Below are 16,545 nucleotides of genomic sequence, written 5' to 3'. Positions count from 1 at the left end.
CTTGATCGGCCCTGTATTCGGGATCGATTCCTACCGACAGACGCGAATCTCGTGCACGGATTTTGGGGTATTCGCAGCACCACAGGCGCATTCGATATATCAGTATCCAGTTTATGCGTGCCGACAGCGAGCGTGGCTCGAAACGGCTGAAATCGACCACGATAGCCGTGAATGAGTAGCCACGTGCCGGTCCGACAATTGATCTCGGACACCAACGTGGAGGTCAGCCACTATTAGGTCTGCCTAAAATCCGGAGAACTTATAATGATTTAGGTTGGCCTAAAGCATACGAACCTACTGGAGGAACTCATGGTCGGAACGACGCTCAGAGAGATTCGCCGTTCCATCGAACGGCTGGCCAGCGACGACGGGGAGTACAACGTCGTCTGCGCTCGCTCCGGCGAACAGCCCGTCCCGGTCGCCGGACGGCGGTTCGCGACCCGTCCGGACGCAGCGGACGCCGCACGCGCGACCGAACAGTACCGCGCCGCCCTCAGACGGTACGATCCACAACTCCCGTTTTACGATCCGATCGTCCGGCAGACGCAAGCGGGCACCGAGGGTCAGGCCGATGGCGCGCCCGAGAACACACCGACAGCCCAAGAGAGCCAGTTGTCGGCCGATCGAGCGCACGCTGGAGCGTCTGCCGGCCCGCTGATCGGATTCTGTCACGACGTCTCCGGTGCCGTCTTCGAGGCGCTCTCGAGTCGCGATCACGAGCGCGTCGAGCGGGCGATCATGGATACGTATCTGGCCGCTGCCGAGGCGACAACCGACCGAAACGCGCTCTGTCTGGTGTTGCTCGAGACGATCGCAGCCGAACTCGATCAGTACCTCACGGCGGCCGCGCGAACCCGATTGCTGCAGGCGGCAGCAGCGAACCTTTCACCGGTCGATCCGGCCGACGATCCGGTCGCGACGAGCCTTGCGTATCTGGATTCGCTGTCGCTGATCGGCGCATACGGCGTCACACGTGAGTCAGCCGCTGGGACCAGCGAGAACGTCTGGACTGTTACCCTGCGGGAGTACGCGATCGACGGCGGCGAGCGGCGGTTTCCGACGCTACCGATCGGGATCGACATCCTGCGTCGGACGGCACCGTCGACGGCATCGCTAGGTGTACACGAGGCCACCGCACTCGGCGACGGCGACTGGCAGTTCGTGGTCACGACCGACGAGCGGACGAGTGGCGGCCTCGTCTGCACTCGCGCCCAAACGGAGGACCGATGACGGGGGCGACGGCGGCCCACCGAGCGCTCGAGTGTCTCGCCGAGGAGTGGGAGACGCTCGCGGATCGCGACGCGGCACTCGAGGCGTTCGCCCAGCGCGTTCGAGCGATTCCGGCCGCACAACCGACCGCGTTTCAGGCCCAACAGGCGGCAGCGCCCACGACGACGCAGGCGATTCAGGTACGTGGAGCAACCCCCTCGGCATCGGACGATCACTGTGCGTCCGTCAGGACGGCGTTCGACGAAACCGTCAGACAACACAGCAGCGGCTACAAGGACGAATCGCGGGTCGAGGCGATGGCAACCACGCTGACAGAAGACATCGCCGCTGCACTCGCGACTGACACCGGCTGGACACCGCCACTCAAAGCCGCGGTGCTCGAGGCAGTGTCGACCAGCCGCCGGGAACTCGCGGTTCGACAGGAGATCGTACGGAAAGAACGGTCGACACTCGAGACGGCAATTGCGGAGATCGACACGATCGTCGGCTGGCTACAGGCGACGGCCGACGAGTCGTTCTTACAGTGTGGCTTCGACGACTTGCGAGCCAAACACGAGCGACTCGAGACGTATCAGGACCGCCTCGAGGCGCGTCTCAAGCGGCGGCAAGCACAGTTTGCTGGGTCGACGGCTCGAGACGAGCCGAGCGGACCACGGTACCGATCGGTCATCGAATCGATCTACGCGAGCGATCCCGCTCGATACCCGCTGCTGTCGACCGCGACACAGCTGTACGGCATCTGTGGCGACTGTCAACGGACGGTCCGAGCACACCTGACGCGGCGCGTCTAGTCAAGCCTGCACCGCTGATGCGAGCGGCTCGACGAGTAAAACGAAACTCCCGCCGGCGATCCGGCGACTACGGAGACGACGCCTCGTTTGGAACGAGTTCGGAGAAACTGACACGGTCGAGTGTCGCTTCGACCGCGATCGGATCGATGGCTGCGTCGGCGGCCTCGTGGATACTATGCATACACTCGAGTAAGCCGTCGAGGGCGGCTTGGCGTGTCGAGACGTGAGCGATCGATCGAGCGATCGCCGAATCCGTAAGGAAGATCTTGTAGCGAAGCTCCCAGCACCGACAGAGCCCGAGCGCTGGATGGGAGTGATCAGGATGGGTACTGGCCGCGATCAGCTCGATCGCAGGGTTGCCATGCCGGTAGACGAACTGATCGTCATCGAGTTTTGCCAGTCCCCATCCCGGCGGGAGCGCTTCGGGTGGAATGGGCTCCTGTTTGGTACCCATATTCTCGGCGTCGCCAAGGGTCGGAGTGGCCGTTCCGCTTGCGTACGCGGGCCCCTGTATAGCCACCCCATACAGTTTCAGCGGACTGGTACCGAAACTGCTGCTACTGACAGGAGTTCGTATGGCGGCAGTCTTTCATACGGACTACTGTCAGTCAGTTCCGGTGGGACCGCGACCCGCACTGGGTTATACCGGGACATCGGGACAGCAGACCGTATCAGGCTCGCGCCATCGGACGGCAGACACAGACCGGAACAGGGTGAATCGGTGTCGAACGAACCGATCGTCCGACTTTTGTCGCCGCTCTCCGTCAGGTCGAATATGGCCGACTTCGACCCCGAGCAGTTCGAAGACAAGTACGCCAACTACTTCCCCGAGCTTCAGCAGGCGTACAAAAACGCGTTCAACCGGATGAACGACCAGTACGACTCCGAGCTCGTCCACGCGATCGACCAGCAGGTGTTAAACGAGAGCGAGCCCTTCTACGAGGGCGACGGCGAGTTCCGCATCGAGTTGCCGGACGATCCCTACGGCCGCCTCTCAGGCGTCCTCGTCGACGAGGAGCGCTTCGAGCAGGTCCTCGAGCGCCATATCGAGGAGATCGAAGCCGAGCTTCAGCGCGTGTTCGGATTCGCCTAACGCGGGCCCAGCGCCGTCGGTGACGCCGGCAGCCGAACATGGAGGACGGAAGGTTTAGGGGGGCTGATACCCAAGTGGGGTTCATGAGCACCGAGACCCAGAACGACGGGGACGATCTCGAGGAGCGCGTGACGAACTTCCTGCGACGGAACTTCCCGCAGATCCAGATGCACGGCGGCAGCGCAGCGATTCAGGACCTCGATCGCGAAAACGGCGAGGTCAGCATCGCCCTCGGCGGTGCCTGCAGTGGCTGTGGCATTTCGCCGATGACGATCCAGGCGATCAAGAGCCGCATGGTCAAAGAGATCCCCGAAATCGAGAAGGTCAACGCAACCACCGGCATGGACGGCGGCGACGACATGGGCGGCGGCATGAGTCCTTCCTTCCCCGGCGAAACCGTCGACGACGATGGCGAAGCCGACGAAGGCCCGGAAGCACCGTTCTAATCCCCGTTTAGCGCGTTCGATCCGTCGGGTTCGGTTTTTGATCACTCGTGACACCAGCGACGGCTTACCGACGGCCACGACCCTGTTCCCACGTCCGGATCAACGCCGTGAGCGTTCGATTCGTCGGCACCTCGAGCCCGTTTTCGACCGCTCGCTCGACGACGTAGCCGTTGATCGCATCGATTTCGGTGCGCCGTTGGGCGGCGAGATCCTGGGCCATCGAGGACGTGTTCGCGGCCGTCGCCTTGGCGACGGTTTCCATCGCAGCCAGCGCCTCGCGGTTCGACAGCGACACGTCACAGGCACGTGCGACCCGTGCCGTCTCACGTGTCGCTTCCCGTGCGAGGTCGGTCGCTGGCTCTTCGAGGACCGCTCCGTTTTCGGTGGCAGTCAGGGCCGTGATGGGGTTGATCCCCGCGTTGACGGCGAGTTTCTCCCACAACCGGCGGGGCATGTCGTCAGCGACGGTCGTCTCGAGGCCAGCCGCGGCAAAGGTCTCGCCGACCCGCTCTGCACGTGCCGAGGAGCCACCGTCTCGTGGTCCTAGCACGATCTCGCCGGAGCCCGTGCATTCGACGACCCCCGGCTCCTGGAGGATCGCGCCGTAGGTCGCCGTCCCGGCGAGTACCGGGGCCTCGATCCGCGTCGCAAGCGTCGCTTCGTTTCCCATCCCGTTTTGGAGCGAAAGCACGGCCTCGATCGAGCCCGTCGCAAGCGCGTCGGCAGCTGCGGCGGTGTCGAACGATTTGACCGTGACGACGGCGAGGTCGGCCTCGAGTCCCGTCCCGTCGGTCGTCGCCGCAGGGGAGACGCGTGATGGGCCGTCGACGACACCCTCGAGGCGCAGTCCGGACTCACGAACGGTACGAGCGTGAGCCTCGCGAGCGACGAGTGTGACATCGTGATCGCGTGCGAGCAGCCCACCGACGAGACTGCCGAGGCTGCCGGCCCCGAAAACGACGATCTTCATGGCTCGAGATGACTCGAGCGTGGTACAAACGGGTTTCGTCCGATGGCAGGAACGTCGCCAGTCTCGACGAATGGTCGAAGATGAATCTTATTCTGCTATATGAAATTGGCAGCTCTTCGGCGATCAGCGGTCGGTCGACTCAGACGGCCTGCTATCACTGGTTACCGGCGCACCCGCATCCCAGGTCGCGGGTGCACCGGCACTGGCTGAGAGGAGTCCTATCAGTCCTCGGTCCAGTACATCAGATCCTCACGGTCGGCAGCACAGTTCGGGCACTCATCGGGGAGTCCAGCGTCGATATCGCCCATCTCACCACATTCCATACAGCGCCACATGAGCTCCGCCTCGCCGAACTCGTGGCCCGACCGAGCGTGTTCGACGCTCATCGCCTCCGCACCCTCGCGGGTTGTGACGAAGAAGCCGCTCTTCTCGAAGCCGCGAATGTGGCCGAGTTCGTTACCGTCCGCATCGTAGACCATCTGTCCGAAGTTGAGTTTCCGTACCTCCTCGACGGCCGCTTCCTCACCTTCCGATGCCGGTGTCTCACCAGTGTTGACCATACCCGAGTTCACAGCCGCGACGGCGATAAAGCCACAGCGCGCAGTCGTCGGGTCCCACTCGAGGACGTGAGAGACACGGTACGCGAACAGTCGTCAGCAGCACGTAACGAAGGCAGTCGCCATGGCCTGCAATCAGAGCAGCGTGGATGCAACGCGTCCGCTCAACAGGGGACAGATGGTTGACCAATACCGACCACGAGCGAACGAAGTGAGCGAGCACAGAGCAAAAGGTCGGTTACATGAAGTCCTCGATCCCGCTTTGTTTGTTCTTGTCGTTCTCGAAAATACTCTCGAGCGAGCGCTCGAGGACCTCTAACCGCTGTTTCGTATAGTCCCGACAGTCGTACTCCTCGGCGACCTGAATCGCGGTCTGCATGTACTTGTTCACCGAGCCCTTGTGGACGGTGAGATTGACACGGCCGCCACACTCGCGGCAGTCGCCGGTCAGGGGCATCCGGCGGAACTTCTCGCCGCAGTCGAGACACCGCGTTTCCTGACGCGAGAAGGCCCGCAGGTTGCCGATCAGGTCCGGCAGGAAGTGATACTCGATGACCCGCTCGGCGACGTCGGTCTCGTCGACAGCGACGAGTTTTCGCGAGAGCTCGAGCTGGGCGTCCATCTTGTCCATCATCGACCCGAGCGTCTTGTACGCCGAGAGGTCGGGGCCCATCGCGATGTTGGTGGTGTCGTGGGTGTGGTCGAAGCCGGTGTACTCCAGATCGGTGCCGAGGTTTTCCTCGGCGATCTGAACGTCGACGTCTTCGGGGTCAGCCTGCTCGCGGGTCGCGAGATAGAACTCGCGGGGGTACTGGGAGACGACGTCCATATTGTGTGCCTCGTCGTCGATCTCGGAGGGATCGATCCGCGAGGACATGACAAGGGGGGCGTCCATTTTCCCCCCGCGCTGGTCGGGCAGGAACGACTTACTGAAGTTGAGGAGTCCGTCGAGGAGAAGCATCACACAATCTTCGTCACCGTCGCAGTTCCGCCGTTTCGCAGCGTGAAAGTACGGATGCGCGTATCCGACCGCCGCACTCGTGAAACCAATCACACGCCCGACAGTTGCCGCTGACGTGTGCGGTGCCATGCCGAAGACGAGTTCGCCCACGAGGTCCTGGCGGTCCTCGAACTCGTAGAAGGGCTCGAGGCCGTAGTACTGTTCCAGAAGGTCGTCGATAAAGTCGGCCGTCTGCAGCATGTGCTCGGCTGCACCGTCGGAGAGGACGATGTCTTGTACTTTGAGTTCGACCAGCTGATCCTCGTGGGTGAGCGGTTCGCCGTGGATGTCCTCCTCGTAGCCAAGTGCCTGCAGTTGGCCGACGTCGACGTCGAGTTCGCTCGCCCGAACCGACGTGACCGGGAGGTCGGTCATGTCGTAGCGGACAGTGCCGTCTTTGAACGCCGACACGTCGTGTTTCGCACGGAGGATCCCTTTCTCGATGGGTTCGGGAACCTTGTTCTGCGAGGAGAGTCCCTTGACGCCTTTCAGAATCTCGAAGGCGTTCTCGCGTTCGCCGACGGACTCGAGGGCGTCGCGGTACTCCTCGTGGACGTCGATTTCACGGGTCTCGACGCAGGTCCCCTCGCGCTCGCAGCGATCGCATTCGACGCGGCCGGCGTCGTCGGGCTCGAGGCGCTGGTCGCAGTCGGGACAACGGTAGTCCGGCGTCGTCCGCTCGTTGCAGTCTGGACAGCGGTTCTTGAACGTCTCCGTGTCGCAGGTCTCACAGCGCTGGCGGCCGACCTGCAGTTCGACGACGCCGGGAGTATCGGACATCGTCTCGGCGTGGGTGGCGGCGTCGGCGACGTTGCGCTGCGTACCGCCGGCCTCGCCGATGGGAAAGAGCGTATGAACGGCGGGGCTCAGGTCGCGGCTCTCCGACTTCTCGGGACGGCCCATCCGGTTGCCGATCCGGGTGGGCGCGCGCTCGCGGACCTGGAACGGCGCGACTTCGTTGACCGCTTCGATGGCGTTGTCGCCGTCGGCCTCGTGGCCCCACGTTCGTGCGCGCTCGGAGAGGTCGTCGACGGTCCAGGTGCGCTCGAGTTCAACCGTTGGCTCTTGCTCTGGCTCGAGCGTCGCGCCGTCGGCGACGGTCTGGCGGGGTTCACAGCCGAGCGTCCGGACGAACGGTCGCCAGTCGTCGACCTCGATGCGGCCGTCGCTCTCGCCTTCGCGCTGGCGGTGTTCGATGACGATCGTCTCGAGAGCCTCGCGGACGGGCTCGGTATAGTCGAGGACGAGCGTGTCGTCTTCGACCCGGCCCGCCGCGACCGCCTCGGAAAGCGTACAGAAGGCGTCGACCGACAGGTCGTGCCAGAGGTAGGTGTACTCCGGATGGAGGGGGGCGTCGTATTCGATCGCCCACTCGAGGGCCTCCTCGGGCTCGGGGAACTCGAGGTCGATTCGAGGGTCGTCCTCGAGTGCCTGGACGTCCGCGCCGGCGGCCTCGAGATCCTGGACCCACCACTCGTAGGTGTAGGCGGCGGGCGCGAGCGGGTGGTTGTTCTCGACGAACTCGCCGTAATTGACGAGGTACTCGCCGAGATCGAGGATCTTCTCGACACCATTGCGGATCTCGAGTGCGTCTTGGGGGTCGTCGATTCGCCGAACGTCACCGTTAGCGAGTTTGATGGTCGGCCCCTCGATGGAGTCGACGGGAACGACGCCCGCGGCTTTCCCGGGGCGTTCGGTCTTGATCTGGGTCCCCGTCGCGAGGAAGTCGTCGACAAGGTGCATCGCGGCGGGGTGGACGCCGGCGGTCGCAAAGCCGTGATTTCGCGCTCGACCGTAGCGCAGCCGGAAGCCGCCCTCGGCACAGGGATGGGAGAAGACGGGCCGGCCGGCGATCAGGTCCCGGAGGAACTTCGTCGACTCCTCGACGCGCGGGGGGCCGTCGGGCACGTCGGCGTCGGTGTCGTCGCCATCGCCCGCAGGTTCGTCTCCGTCGGCGTCTGCATCTTCCCCGTCGCCGTCTTCCTCGTCGTCGGCGTCCGCGTCGCTTTCCTCGTCCGCCGCATCGTCGTAGTAGGTCCCGTCGATGAGATCCTGGAGCCACGGCCAGTCGACCTCATCCAGGTTTCGAGTGTAGCGCTGGATCTTCGGGGCCTTCAGCGCGATCCCCTCCGCGAGGACCAGACACATGCCACCGCGGGCGCTGTTGGTGTCGACCCGCTCTAAGTCGCGAAAGCCAGAGACCTCCTCGTCGCCGGTGGCTTCCCCATCCAGCATGATCGGCATGTGTTCGGCGATGAACTTCGTCTCCTTGTCCTTGGGCGTGTACTGGAGGCCGGTCTCCTTGTCGTACAGCGAGATTTCCTCGGCGTAGCGCTCGATCTCCTCGTCGCGAGCCTTGTACTGCTCGATCCCCACGAGCGCGCGAGTGTAGTCGGCGACGAGCACCGACAGCGCCTGTGCAGTGCCACCCGCAGAGCGGATCGGGCCGGCGTAGTAGACGTTGACGAACTCGGAGCCGTCGTCGTTCTGGATGATTTCGACCTTGTCGATCCCCTCGATCGGTGCGGCGACGACACCCTCGGTCAACAGGGCGACCGCGGTTCGGACCGCACCCTCGACCTTGCCGGCTTTCGTCTCGTAGTCGCCGACCCGGCCCTCGGCGAAGTCCTCCGCGAGCTCGAGCGCGGCCTCCTCTCTGCTCATCTCACCTTCGAGTTCGCGGACCCGTTCGGCGACGCCATCGATACCCAGAATGTTCTCGACGCGATCGGCCATGTCGCGTGCGGTCGGGATCTCGACTTCGGGTTTCGGATCGCCGCCCCGTTGTTTGGCCCGCTCGGCCACGTCGAACGCATCGTCTAACTGGGACTCGAGCCGTTCGAAGTAGCGTTCGTCTTCCGGCCGCATATCAGAGCCAGAGGTCGAGGTCGGTCGTCTCGTCGTGGTCGCGCTCGAGTGGCTCCTCGAAAACGCGCATGTGAACCTCGCCGGCCCAGACCGTCGCTTCGTTCAGATGGCCGGCGACCGCGTTGCCGTCGGGCCCCGAGAGGACGACGTGGGTGTGGGCGAAGCGATCTCCCTCGAGCAGCGAGACGTTTCCAACACAGCTCGCAACCTCGAGCGGTTCGTCGAATTCGATCGGCTCGTACTCACACGCGTCCTGATCGTAGAACCACAGTTCGGCGTCCTGGACCGCGCCGAGCGCGGTAAACCAGGCGGCATCGGCGTCGACCGCGTCGGCGAGGGACTCGATCTCGGCCCGCCAGTCGGCACCCGTCTCGAGGCGGGCAACGTACTCGTCGGTCGTCTCGACGGCGCGATAGTGCATACCGCTACTGTGTCGGCCGGCAGAAAAAGCCCACCGGTCGCGAGACAAGACAGCCACAGTCGCTGATAGGTTGCAGACTGCTGTGGCGTTCGTACGGTCTGCTGTCACTGTGTCTTGGCGCACCCACACGACACGGATGCGTCAAAACGGGCTAATAGATTTCTGTGAGCGTGTCATAAAAGGACTCACAGATATATTATTCCGGTTGCATTGATATAAATAAACGTCTCCAAAATCACTTATTGATTGAACATATATTTCTTGTATGAAACGTCGTACCCTTGTTTCGGGCACGATTCCGCTCTGCTCGGGGCTTGCTGGATGTACGGGGCTGCTCTCTGATCCCCTGATGCTCTCCGTAACCGTCTTTAACCGGTCCGAGAGTCCCTACACAATCGAAATGGCGTTTTCACGAACAGCTGGAGACCGCTCCAGAGGCGAAGCCCGGGGGTTCTCAGGATCGATCGATGTTGGGCCAGACGAGCAAACTGTCCGTAAAGACGTTGCTGAACGACAGCAGTATGTTATAGAGTACAGCCTCTTCAGAGACGATGGTGGTCTAACAGAACAAGACAGCTTCCACTACTATCCGGGTGACGAGAGTAAGGGTGGTGGTCTGGCGTTTGATATTACTCCGTCAGGAACCCTGACGCGAAGGTGGGCCGTTTGAACGTGTCCTTATCGAAAATACCTTGTTGGGAAATTGCTTTTGGTTGATAGGAAATGGACGATATACCAGGCATTCCGTTAGTAACACTCTGGTTTTTCATACTAGTCTACATACAAACAGGCTCAGGAGGAGGCGGTGTAGTTAATATGATTCTAGGAACAGTTGCTATTCTTCTTGCGTACATTCTCCCACTCACCCTAATCATTTTCACTGTTCTGAGACTGATCGATAACTAAGTTAGCAATACTTACCGTCCGCTACGGAGTCCAATCTGCTATAATCAATTCCATGATACGCTCGCCCATATCAGGCGTCACCGCGGCCGCTCGAGCGAGCGCGATCAGNGCGGCTGGCGACGGTACCACCGAGAGCGAAGCCGCCGAGGAAGCCGAGGCTGCCGGCGAGGTTGAACCCGGCCATGGCGAGGCCGCGCTCGCTCTCGTCAGCCAGATCGGAGACCAGCGCCATCGTCGCGGGGGCGACTAACGCGCCGAGGACGCCGACGGCGATCATCGCGACCGCGGCGGTCGGGATCGACGGCGCAGCGCCGACAGCGATGATCCCGACGCCGTAACACAGCGAGCCGACGACGATCGGAATCGTCCGCCCGATCCGATCCGAGAGCGCACCCATGGGATACTGCAGGAGAGCGAAGGGCGCAAAAAAGCACGCCAACATGAGCCCGGTCATCCCGGCACCGAGGCCGAACTGCTGTTGGAAGTACAGCGTCCCCACGAGCGCGAAGAAGCCGGCCGTGAGCCGGTCGACGAACCCGAAGGCGTACGGGACGGAAAGCGTCGGCTGCTGGCGAATCCCGTCGACGAGCGCGCGAGCAGTCCGGCGCGTGTCGGGCGTCCGGTCGTCGACGCTCGAGACGGCTAGACTCACGCAGACGAGCAAGCCGGCGGCGACGACCAGCGGCGCGCGCGGATCGAGCTCGGTCAGTTGGCCGCCGATCGGCGCGCCGAGTGCAGCCCCGGAGCCGATGGCGATCCCGGCCGCGCCCATGTTCCGGCCGTGGCCGCCCTCTAAATCCATCAGCATGGTCATCGTCAGCGAGAACGCCCCGACAGTCATCGCTCCCTGAAAGACGCGAAGGGCGAGCACGCCCGCGAAGGGGATCGAGCCCAGCGTGGGGACGGCGGCGAGGGCAGCGTAGCCGACCGCGCCGGCAATCGCGCCGACGACGATAAACGGCGTCCGCCGACCGGTCGTGTCGCTTACGATCCCCCAGACGCCGACGAACGCGACGTAGGCAGCGAACTCTGCGATCAGAAACCACATACTCGCGTCGAGCGCGCTCGCGGCAAAGGCCGAGGTCGTCTCGTCGGCCCCAAGCGTCGCGACGAGCGTCGACACGCCCGGATAGAGCAGTAGCTGTGAGAACAACACTGCGAAGACGAGAGCGGCGAGGACGATCCGATCGCGGTCGCTCGAGTGCACGGACAGCCGTTGACGCTACGAGCCTATGAAGCGTCCGTTCTACCTCGGCGACGTCGCGTCGACCCCTGAAGCCACAGTGTAAACGGCGCTACGGCCGAATGTAGGCATAGCCTTCGCTCTGGAGTCGTGTGAGTTCACCGCCGCCGGAGGGGACGGTTTCGACACCATCGACGAGTTCCGATTCCGCGAGGTCCTGTAGCTCGAGGGTGTTACTGCAGGCTTTGACGGCGATCCCTTTCTCGAGCAGCGATTCGACCATGTCACTGCCATCTCCGCCGGCCGTCAGCGGCTCGATCCCGTCGGCCTGGGCGACGATCGCGATATCCTCGATCTCGACGGCGTTGTCGTCTGTGAGATTCTCGGCGATGGTAAGCGCCGTCCGTTGCTGCTGTGGATCGGCAGCGATGAGGTGAAACACTGTCTGCATACGTTGACAGCCGGCTTGTCTTGCAATAGGTGTTGAGCCTGCAGGCGAAACGGCTCCCGGAGCAGCGATGGCCGACGATGAATGAGAGTCATTCTCTAGTCTGCTGTTTTTGCCGTTACTGCGACGCATATGAGGATGGAGCAGTATGCATACTAAACATGAGCGACGACGCGAGCGACGGGCACGGGGCCGACTCCGACGCCGAGCGTGGCGGGCGTGGGCTCGGCACGCGCAGCGTCCACGCCGGCCAATCTCCCGATCCGACGACCGGAGCGAGAGCACCACCGATCTATCAGACTACCTCCTACGTCTTCGAGGACGCCGACACTGCCGCCGACCGCTACGCCTTAGAGGACGATGGCTACATCTACTCTCGGATCGCCAACCCGACGGTCACGGTTCTCGAGGAGCGCCTCGCCGCGCTCGAGGGCGGTGCGGGCGCGGTTGCGACCGACAGCGGCATGGCCGCACTCGATTCTGCCGTGTTGATCCTCGCCGAGGCGGGCGACAACATCGTCTGCTCGACCGACACCTACGGCGGGACATCTACCTACTTCTCGAAGACGGCCACGCGACGGAACATCGAGCCGAAATTCGTCCCCACCCTCGAGTACGACGCCTACGAGGAGGCCATCGACGAGGACACCGCATTCGTCCACGTCGAGACGATCGGCAATCCCTCGCTCGTGACGCCCGACTTCGAGCGCGTCGCCGCGATCGCCCACGACAACGGCGTGCCACTGGTCGTCGACAACACCTTTGCGACGCCAGCACTGTGTCGACCGCTCGAGCACGGGGCCGACGTCGTCTGGGAATCGACGACCAAGTGGCTCCACGGTTCGGGAACGACCGTCGGCGGTGTCCTGATCGACGGCGGCTCGTTTCCCTGGGGCGAACACGGCTACGACGAAATCGCAGGGCAGAACCACGCCTACCACGACGTCGACTTCTCGCGGGACTTCGCCGACGCGCCCTTCGCCGCCGCCGCTCGCTTCCGGTCGCTGCGCAGTCTCGGCAACCAGCAATCACCGTTCGACGCCTGGCAGACGCTCCAGGGACTGGAATCGATGCCGCTGCGCGTCGAGAAACACTGCGAAAACGCCGCGATCGTCGCGGAGTACCTCGATGATCACGACGATGTCGCCTGGGTCACCCATCCCGGCCTCGAGTCCCATCCGACCCACGACAACGCTTCGCAGTATCTCGAGGACTTCGGCGGGATGGTTGCCTTCGGGCTCGAAGGGGTCGACGGGTCCGAAACGGACCCGTCTGCTCGCGAGACGTCGTCTCGCGGTGGCTTCGAAGCGGGCAAAACCTTCTGCGAGGAGGTCGAACTGGCTTCCTTCCTCGCGAACATCGGCGACGCGAAGACGCTGGTGATCCACCCCGCAAGCACGACCCACGGCCAGCTCTCGCCGGAGGAGCGAGCAGAGGCCGGCGTCACCGAAGACCTGATCCGACTGTCGGTCGGCATCGAGGACCCCAAAGATATCCTGGCCGACCTCGAGCAAGCCATCGAAGCCGCGACACAGGTCTGTCGATCGGACGGTGAGACACGATGACGACGAAGGACACAGTCGACCTCGGCGAGTTCGAGTTCCTCTCGGGCGAGTCGATCCCGCGTCTCGAGGTGGCCTACGAGACCTACGGCGAGTTTACCGGCGACAACGCGGTGTTGATCTGTCACGCGCTGACCGGCAGCGCCCACGTCGCCCGCCGTCCGGACGCCGGTGACGAGACGGCCGGGCAGGCCCGCGCCTGGTGGGGCGATGTCGTCGGGCCCGGGAAGGCGGTCGACACCAGCGAGTACTACGTGATCTGTGCGAACACGCCCGGCTCGTGTTACGGGACGACTGGCCCCGCAAGCGAGAACCCGAAGACGGGCGAACCCTACGGTACCGACTTCCCACCGGTCACGATCGGTGACTGGACACGTGCCCAACGGCGGCTGCTTGACGAACTGGGAATCGGCCGGCTGCATGCCGTCATCGGCGGCAGCGTCGGCGGCATGAACGTCCTCGACTGGCTGCGGCGGTATCCCGACGACGTCGAACGGGCCGGTGCGGTCGCCACCGCTGCCAAGCTCGACCCACAGTGTCTCGCGCTCGATACCGTCGCTCGACGAGCGATCACTAGCGATCCCAACTGGAACGGTGGTCACTACTACGGCGGCCCCGAACCCGAAGACGGACTGGCACGCGCCCGCCAGATCGGGCACATCATGTACCTCTCGAAGGCCTCGATGGGTCGAAAGTTCGGCCGCCGCTCCGCAGGTCGCGAAACCGTCCGCGAGGAGCCGCCGGATCCCGCGGCCGCCTTCTTCCCCTATCGGGAGGTCGAGTCCTATCTGGACTATCAGGCCGACAAGTTCACCGATCGGTTCGACGCCAACAGCTACCTCTACATGACGCGCGCGATGGACGACTTCGATCTCTCGGCGGGCTATGAGTCCGACGCCGACGCGCTGGCGGCCTTCGAGGGTGAACTCCTCATCGAGTCGTTTACCGGCGACTGGCATTTCACCGTCGAACAGGCCGAGTCACTGGCCGAGTCGGCACGCGAGGCCGACGTCGACGTCGCCCACCATGTGATCGAGTCCGACCACGGCCACGACGCCTTCCTCGTCGAACCCGAAACCGTCGGGCCGCCGCTGTCGGACCTGCTCGCCGACGGCCTTGGCGGCAGCTCGATTACCGACACGGCCCCGGAACAACCCGACGAAACCGGGGAGTTCGCACCGGTTCACACGAGTCTGTTTTCGAGGTAATCGGGTCTCGAGGCCCGCGGTGCTGGGGCCGGCAGCTCTACTGTTGGCCGACGGGTAATCAAGCGACGGCAGGTCAGTACGATCGGAAAAAGAGAGTTAGCGGCCGTTGCTCTGTCCATAGGCGTTCGAGGACCCGTGATCGAACGGGACGTACTGTTCGGTGGTCGACTGACCGGAGCGGCGACGGTCGAGCCAGTATTGCAGATCGGCGACGAACAGGGCGAGGTTTTCACGCGCGACGAGTTTCATCGAGACGCCCTGTGGCGAGCGGAACAGCGCGATCAACGACCACATCGTCCCGGCCGCAAGCGCACCAACGGCCGAAAAGCTCATCCCGAGCGTGAAAAACGTCGTCGCGTACACGAGCCCGATGCCCATCGACGGCAGGCTCGTGCCGAGGGGGACACGCGCACTCGAGTCACGCAGCGTCGGTGCGAGGAAAACGATCGAAAGGCTGCTCCCAATCATGAATACGAGGTCTTGCCACATCATCATAGTTGCTTACTCAGTTGTGAGTTAAAACTCTCTCGGTCGGGAAACCGGCAGTTAGCACTGAGAGTCAGCGATCACTGACAAAACGACAGAAACGGCGAGTAAAACGGGAAGCGACGACGGGAACCACATCGACTCGTCGTCTCGGGACCGCAACAGGCGATTACGTGGCCTAACTACGTGTTATTTTCGAGCGCTCAGGGCTCGGCGAGGACGGTCTCCTCGATCAGCGTCTCGCGGGCCTCGTCCATCGACGTGACGACGACGTCACAGTGGGGTTCGACCGCCGGTTTGGGTTCGAAGCCGATCGCCAGCCCGGCAACCTTGAGCATCGGCAGGTCGTTCGCGCCATCGCCGACCGCCACGGTCTCGTCGAGGTCGACGCCGACGTCGTCGGCGAGGGCCTCGAGCGCGTCGTCTTTGGTGCCCTCGATCAGCGGCCCCTCGACGTCGCCAGTGAGTTCGTCGCCGTTCATCGGTAGCCGGTTCGAGACGATGTGGTCGACGGAGACGCCTTCACGCTCGAGGGCGGCCGCAACACCGCGCTCGAATCCGCCGGTGAGAATGGCGGTCGTGACGCCGGCGTCGTTCAGTTCTTCGATGAGGTCGGCGGCTCCCTCGCGGAGGACGACCTCGTCGAAGGCCGCTTCGGCCTCTGCTTTGGGGAGGCCCTCGAGCAGGGACGCACGCGAGCGCAGACTCTCCGCATAGCCGATCTCGTCGTTCATCGCGCGCTCGGTGATCGATTCCATGTCGTCGGCGACGCCACAGCGGTCACCGAGTAGGACGGTCATTTCGGAGTCGGAAAGCGTTCCATCGAAGTCGAAAGCGACGACTGTCATTGCTCGCCGCTTGTGGGTCACCGGATAAACCAGTTCAGGTTTCGACTCGCGATCGTGACCGACTACTCCTCGCCGTCGACCGGCGTCTTGACGATCGTCACCGGCCGCGAGGCCAGCCGCGCGACGCGGTCGGTGACGCTGCCCAGCAGCTGGCGGTACTCGCCGGACCGTTCTTTCGAGCCCATGACGAGCAGGTCGACATCCGCCTCGTCGGCGTATGCGAGGATCTGCTCGTGGGGATCGCCGTGTCTGACGACCGTCGTCGTCTCGACCCCTGCCTCCGCGGCTGCCTCGGCGGCCGACTCGAGCGCCTCTTCACCGACCTGCTCGAGGGCGGCCTCTAACCCTTCGAACTCGTGGACGTATTCGTCGCCGCTGTAGGAACTGTAGACGTCGCTGTCGACAACATAGAGAAGGTGAAGGTCGGCCCCGGCGTGGTCGGCGACGGCGACGGCGTGGTCGATGGCGAATTCGGTCCCCTCCGCCGCGTCGGTCGGCAACAGGATGCGCTCGTACATATCCGACCGT

17 protein-coding genes are annotated in these 16,545 nt (G+C 63.6%); 7 read left to right on the top strand and 10 right to left on the bottom strand.

The window, feature by feature from the left end:
- Positions 1–309: 309 nt before the first annotated feature.
- Entirely contained in the window at positions 310–1,230 is a 921-nt protein-coding gene (locus C476_RS12885) for a DUF7551 domain-containing protein (RefSeq protein ID WP_008013654.1), read from the top strand.
- The gene (locus tag C476_RS12880; RefSeq protein ID WP_008013653.1) at positions 1,227–2,021 is read left to right on the top strand and encodes a DUF7260 family protein; all 795 of its coding nucleotides are present in this window, start codon (positions 1,227–1,229) and stop codon (positions 2,019–2,021) included. The genes C476_RS12885 and C476_RS12880 overlap by 4 nt, the downstream gene beginning before the upstream one ends.
- 67 nt (positions 2,022–2,088) lie before the next feature.
- Here the strand turns inward: C476_RS12880 and C476_RS12875 are convergent, their stop codons facing one another.
- Complete coding sequence (locus C476_RS12875) at positions 2,089–2,475, bottom strand: hypothetical protein (RefSeq protein WP_008013651.1); 387 nt, start codon at positions 2,473–2,475, stop codon at positions 2,089–2,091.
- 321 nt (positions 2,476–2,796) lie between these two features.
- Here C476_RS12875 and C476_RS12870 point away from each other — a divergent pair, with 321 nt between their 5' ends.
- A complete protein-coding gene (locus C476_RS12870) occupies positions 2,797–3,114 on the top strand; it encodes a DUF5783 family protein (protein ID WP_008013649.1) in 318 nt (105 codons plus the stop codon).
- An 83-nt stretch (positions 3,115–3,197) separates the two neighbouring features.
- A complete protein-coding gene (locus C476_RS12865) occupies positions 3,198–3,560 on the top strand; it encodes a NifU family protein (protein WP_008013646.1) in 363 nt (120 codons plus the stop codon).
- A gap of 64 nt (positions 3,561–3,624) precedes the next feature.
- On the opposite strand, the gene C476_RS12860 is transcribed toward C476_RS12865, so the two are convergent.
- The 4 genes from C476_RS12860 to C476_RS12845 all read right to left on the bottom strand — a co-directional run bounded on the left by C476_RS12860 (position 3,625) and on the right by C476_RS12845 (position 9,376).
- Positions 3,625–4,530, bottom strand: coding sequence for a ketopantoate reductase family protein (locus C476_RS12860; protein ID WP_008013644.1), 906 nt, complete (start codon positions 4,528–4,530; stop codon positions 3,625–3,627).
- Positions 4,531–4,751: 221 nt separating this feature from the next.
- A complete protein-coding gene (locus C476_RS12855) occupies positions 4,752–5,090 on the bottom strand; it encodes a DUF7130 family rubredoxin-like protein (protein ID WP_008013642.1) in 339 nt (112 codons plus the stop codon).
- 235 nt (positions 5,091–5,325) lie between these two features.
- Positions 5,326–8,955, bottom strand: coding sequence for a DNA polymerase II large subunit (locus C476_RS12850; protein ID WP_008013641.1), 3,630 nt, complete (start codon positions 8,953–8,955; stop codon positions 5,326–5,328).
- A gap of 1 nt (position 8,956) precedes the next feature.
- Entirely contained in the window at positions 8,957–9,376 is a 420-nt protein-coding gene (locus C476_RS12845) for a PPC domain-containing DNA-binding protein (protein ID WP_008013638.1), read from the bottom strand.
- A gap of 265 nt (positions 9,377–9,641) precedes the next feature.
- On the opposite strand from C476_RS12845, the gene C476_RS17875 reads away from it, so the two are divergent.
- The gene (locus tag C476_RS17875) at positions 9,642–10,046 is read left to right on the top strand and encodes a hypothetical protein (protein WP_206536889.1); all 405 of its coding nucleotides are present in this window, start codon (positions 9,642–9,644) and stop codon (positions 10,044–10,046) included.
- 306 nt (positions 10,047–10,352) lie between these two features.
- On the opposite strand, the gene C476_RS12840 is transcribed toward C476_RS17875, so the two are convergent.
- Positions 10,353–11,489: an MFS transporter gene (locus C476_RS12840; RefSeq protein ID WP_008013636.1), complete on the bottom strand. Its 1,137-nt coding sequence runs from the start codon at positions 11,487–11,489 to the stop codon at positions 10,353–10,355.
- Between the two features lie 88 nt (positions 11,490–11,577).
- Positions 11,578–11,916, bottom strand: a complete 339-nt coding sequence (locus tag C476_RS12835) for a DsrE family protein (protein ID WP_008013635.1) — start codon at positions 11,914–11,916, stop codon at positions 11,578–11,580.
- Between the two features lie 158 nt (positions 11,917–12,074).
- Between C476_RS12835 and C476_RS12830 the strand changes: the two genes are divergently transcribed.
- A complete protein-coding gene (locus tag C476_RS12830; protein ID WP_008013633.1) occupies positions 12,075–13,478 on the top strand; it encodes an O-acetylhomoserine aminocarboxypropyltransferase/cysteine synthase family protein in 1,404 nt (467 codons plus the stop codon).
- Entirely contained in the window at positions 13,475–14,683 is a 1,209-nt protein-coding gene (gene metX / locus C476_RS12825; RefSeq protein ID WP_008013630.1) for a homoserine O-acetyltransferase MetX, read from the top strand. The genes C476_RS12830 and metX overlap by 4 nt, the downstream gene beginning before the upstream one ends.
- A 96-nt stretch (positions 14,684–14,779) precedes the next feature.
- On the opposite strand, the gene C476_RS12820 is transcribed toward metX, so the two are convergent.
- The 3 genes from C476_RS12820 to C476_RS12810 form a co-directional block, all read right to left on the bottom strand.
- A complete protein-coding gene (locus C476_RS12820) occupies positions 14,780–15,175 on the bottom strand; it encodes a hypothetical protein (RefSeq protein ID WP_049911841.1) in 396 nt (131 codons plus the stop codon).
- Positions 15,176–15,372: 197 nt separating this feature from the next.
- Complete coding sequence (gene serB, locus C476_RS12815; RefSeq protein ID WP_275039680.1) at positions 15,373–16,038, bottom strand: phosphoserine phosphatase SerB; 666 nt, start codon at positions 16,036–16,038, stop codon at positions 15,373–15,375.
- A gap of 41 nt (positions 16,039–16,079) precedes the next feature.
- Entirely contained in the window at positions 16,080–16,535 is a 456-nt protein-coding gene (locus tag C476_RS12810) for a universal stress protein (protein WP_008013626.1), read from the bottom strand.
- Positions 16,536–16,545 lie beyond the last annotated feature (10 nt).

It is taken from the genome of Natrinema limicola JCM 13563, from assembly GCF_000337475.1.
Taxonomy (GTDB): domain Archaea; phylum Halobacteriota; class Halobacteria; order Halobacteriales; family Natrialbaceae; genus Natrinema; species Natrinema limicola.
This window is presented reverse-complemented; position numbering and strand designations above follow the sequence as displayed.

Excerpts from the sequence above, each read along its gene's own strand:
- C476_RS12885 (WP_008013654.1), top strand. The coding sequence starts at position 310 with ATGGTCGGAACGACGCTCAGAGAGATTCGCCGTTCCATCGAACGGCTG.
- C476_RS12880 (WP_008013653.1), top strand. The coding sequence starts at position 1,227 with ATGACGGGGGCGACGGCGGCCCACCGAGCGCTCGAGTGTCTCGCCGAG.
- C476_RS12875 (WP_008013651.1), bottom strand. The coding sequence starts at position 2,475 with ATGGGTACCAAACAGGAGCCCATTCCACCCGAAGCGCTCCCGCCGGGA.
- C476_RS12870 (WP_008013649.1), top strand. The coding sequence starts at position 2,797 with ATGGCCGACTTCGACCCCGAGCAGTTCGAAGACAAGTACGCCAACTAC.
- C476_RS12865 (WP_008013646.1), top strand. The coding sequence starts at position 3,198 with ATGAGCACCGAGACCCAGAACGACGGGGACGATCTCGAGGAGCGCGTG.
- C476_RS12860 (WP_008013644.1), bottom strand. The coding sequence starts at position 4,530 with ATGAAGATCGTCGTTTTCGGGGCCGGCAGCCTCGGCAGTCTCGTCGGT.
- C476_RS12855 (WP_008013642.1), bottom strand. The coding sequence starts at position 5,090 with ATGGTCAACACTGGTGAGACACCGGCATCGGAAGGTGAGGAAGCGGCC.
- C476_RS12850 (WP_008013641.1), bottom strand. The coding sequence starts at position 8,955 with ATGCGGCCGGAAGACGAACGCTACTTCGAACGGCTCGAGTCCCAGTTA.
- C476_RS12845 (WP_008013638.1), bottom strand. The coding sequence starts at position 9,376 with ATGCACTATCGCGCCGTCGAGACGACCGACGAGTACGTTGCCCGCCTC.
- C476_RS17875 (WP_206536889.1), top strand. The coding sequence starts at position 9,642 with ATGAAACGTCGTACCCTTGTTTCGGGCACGATTCCGCTCTGCTCGGGG.
- C476_RS12835 (WP_008013635.1), bottom strand. The coding sequence starts at position 11,916 with ATGCAGACAGTGTTTCACCTCATCGCTGCCGATCCACAGCAGCAACGG.
- C476_RS12830 (WP_008013633.1), top strand. The coding sequence starts at position 12,075 with ATGAGCGACGACGCGAGCGACGGGCACGGGGCCGACTCCGACGCCGAG.
- metX (WP_008013630.1), top strand. The coding sequence starts at position 13,475 with ATGACGACGAAGGACACAGTCGACCTCGGCGAGTTCGAGTTCCTCTCG.
- C476_RS12820 (WP_049911841.1), bottom strand. The coding sequence starts at position 15,175 with ATGATGTGGCAAGACCTCGTATTCATGATTGGGAGCAGCCTTTCGATC.
- C476_RS12810 (WP_008013626.1), bottom strand. The coding sequence starts at position 16,535 with ATGTACGAGCGCATCCTGTTGCCGACCGACGCGGCGGAGGGGACCGAA.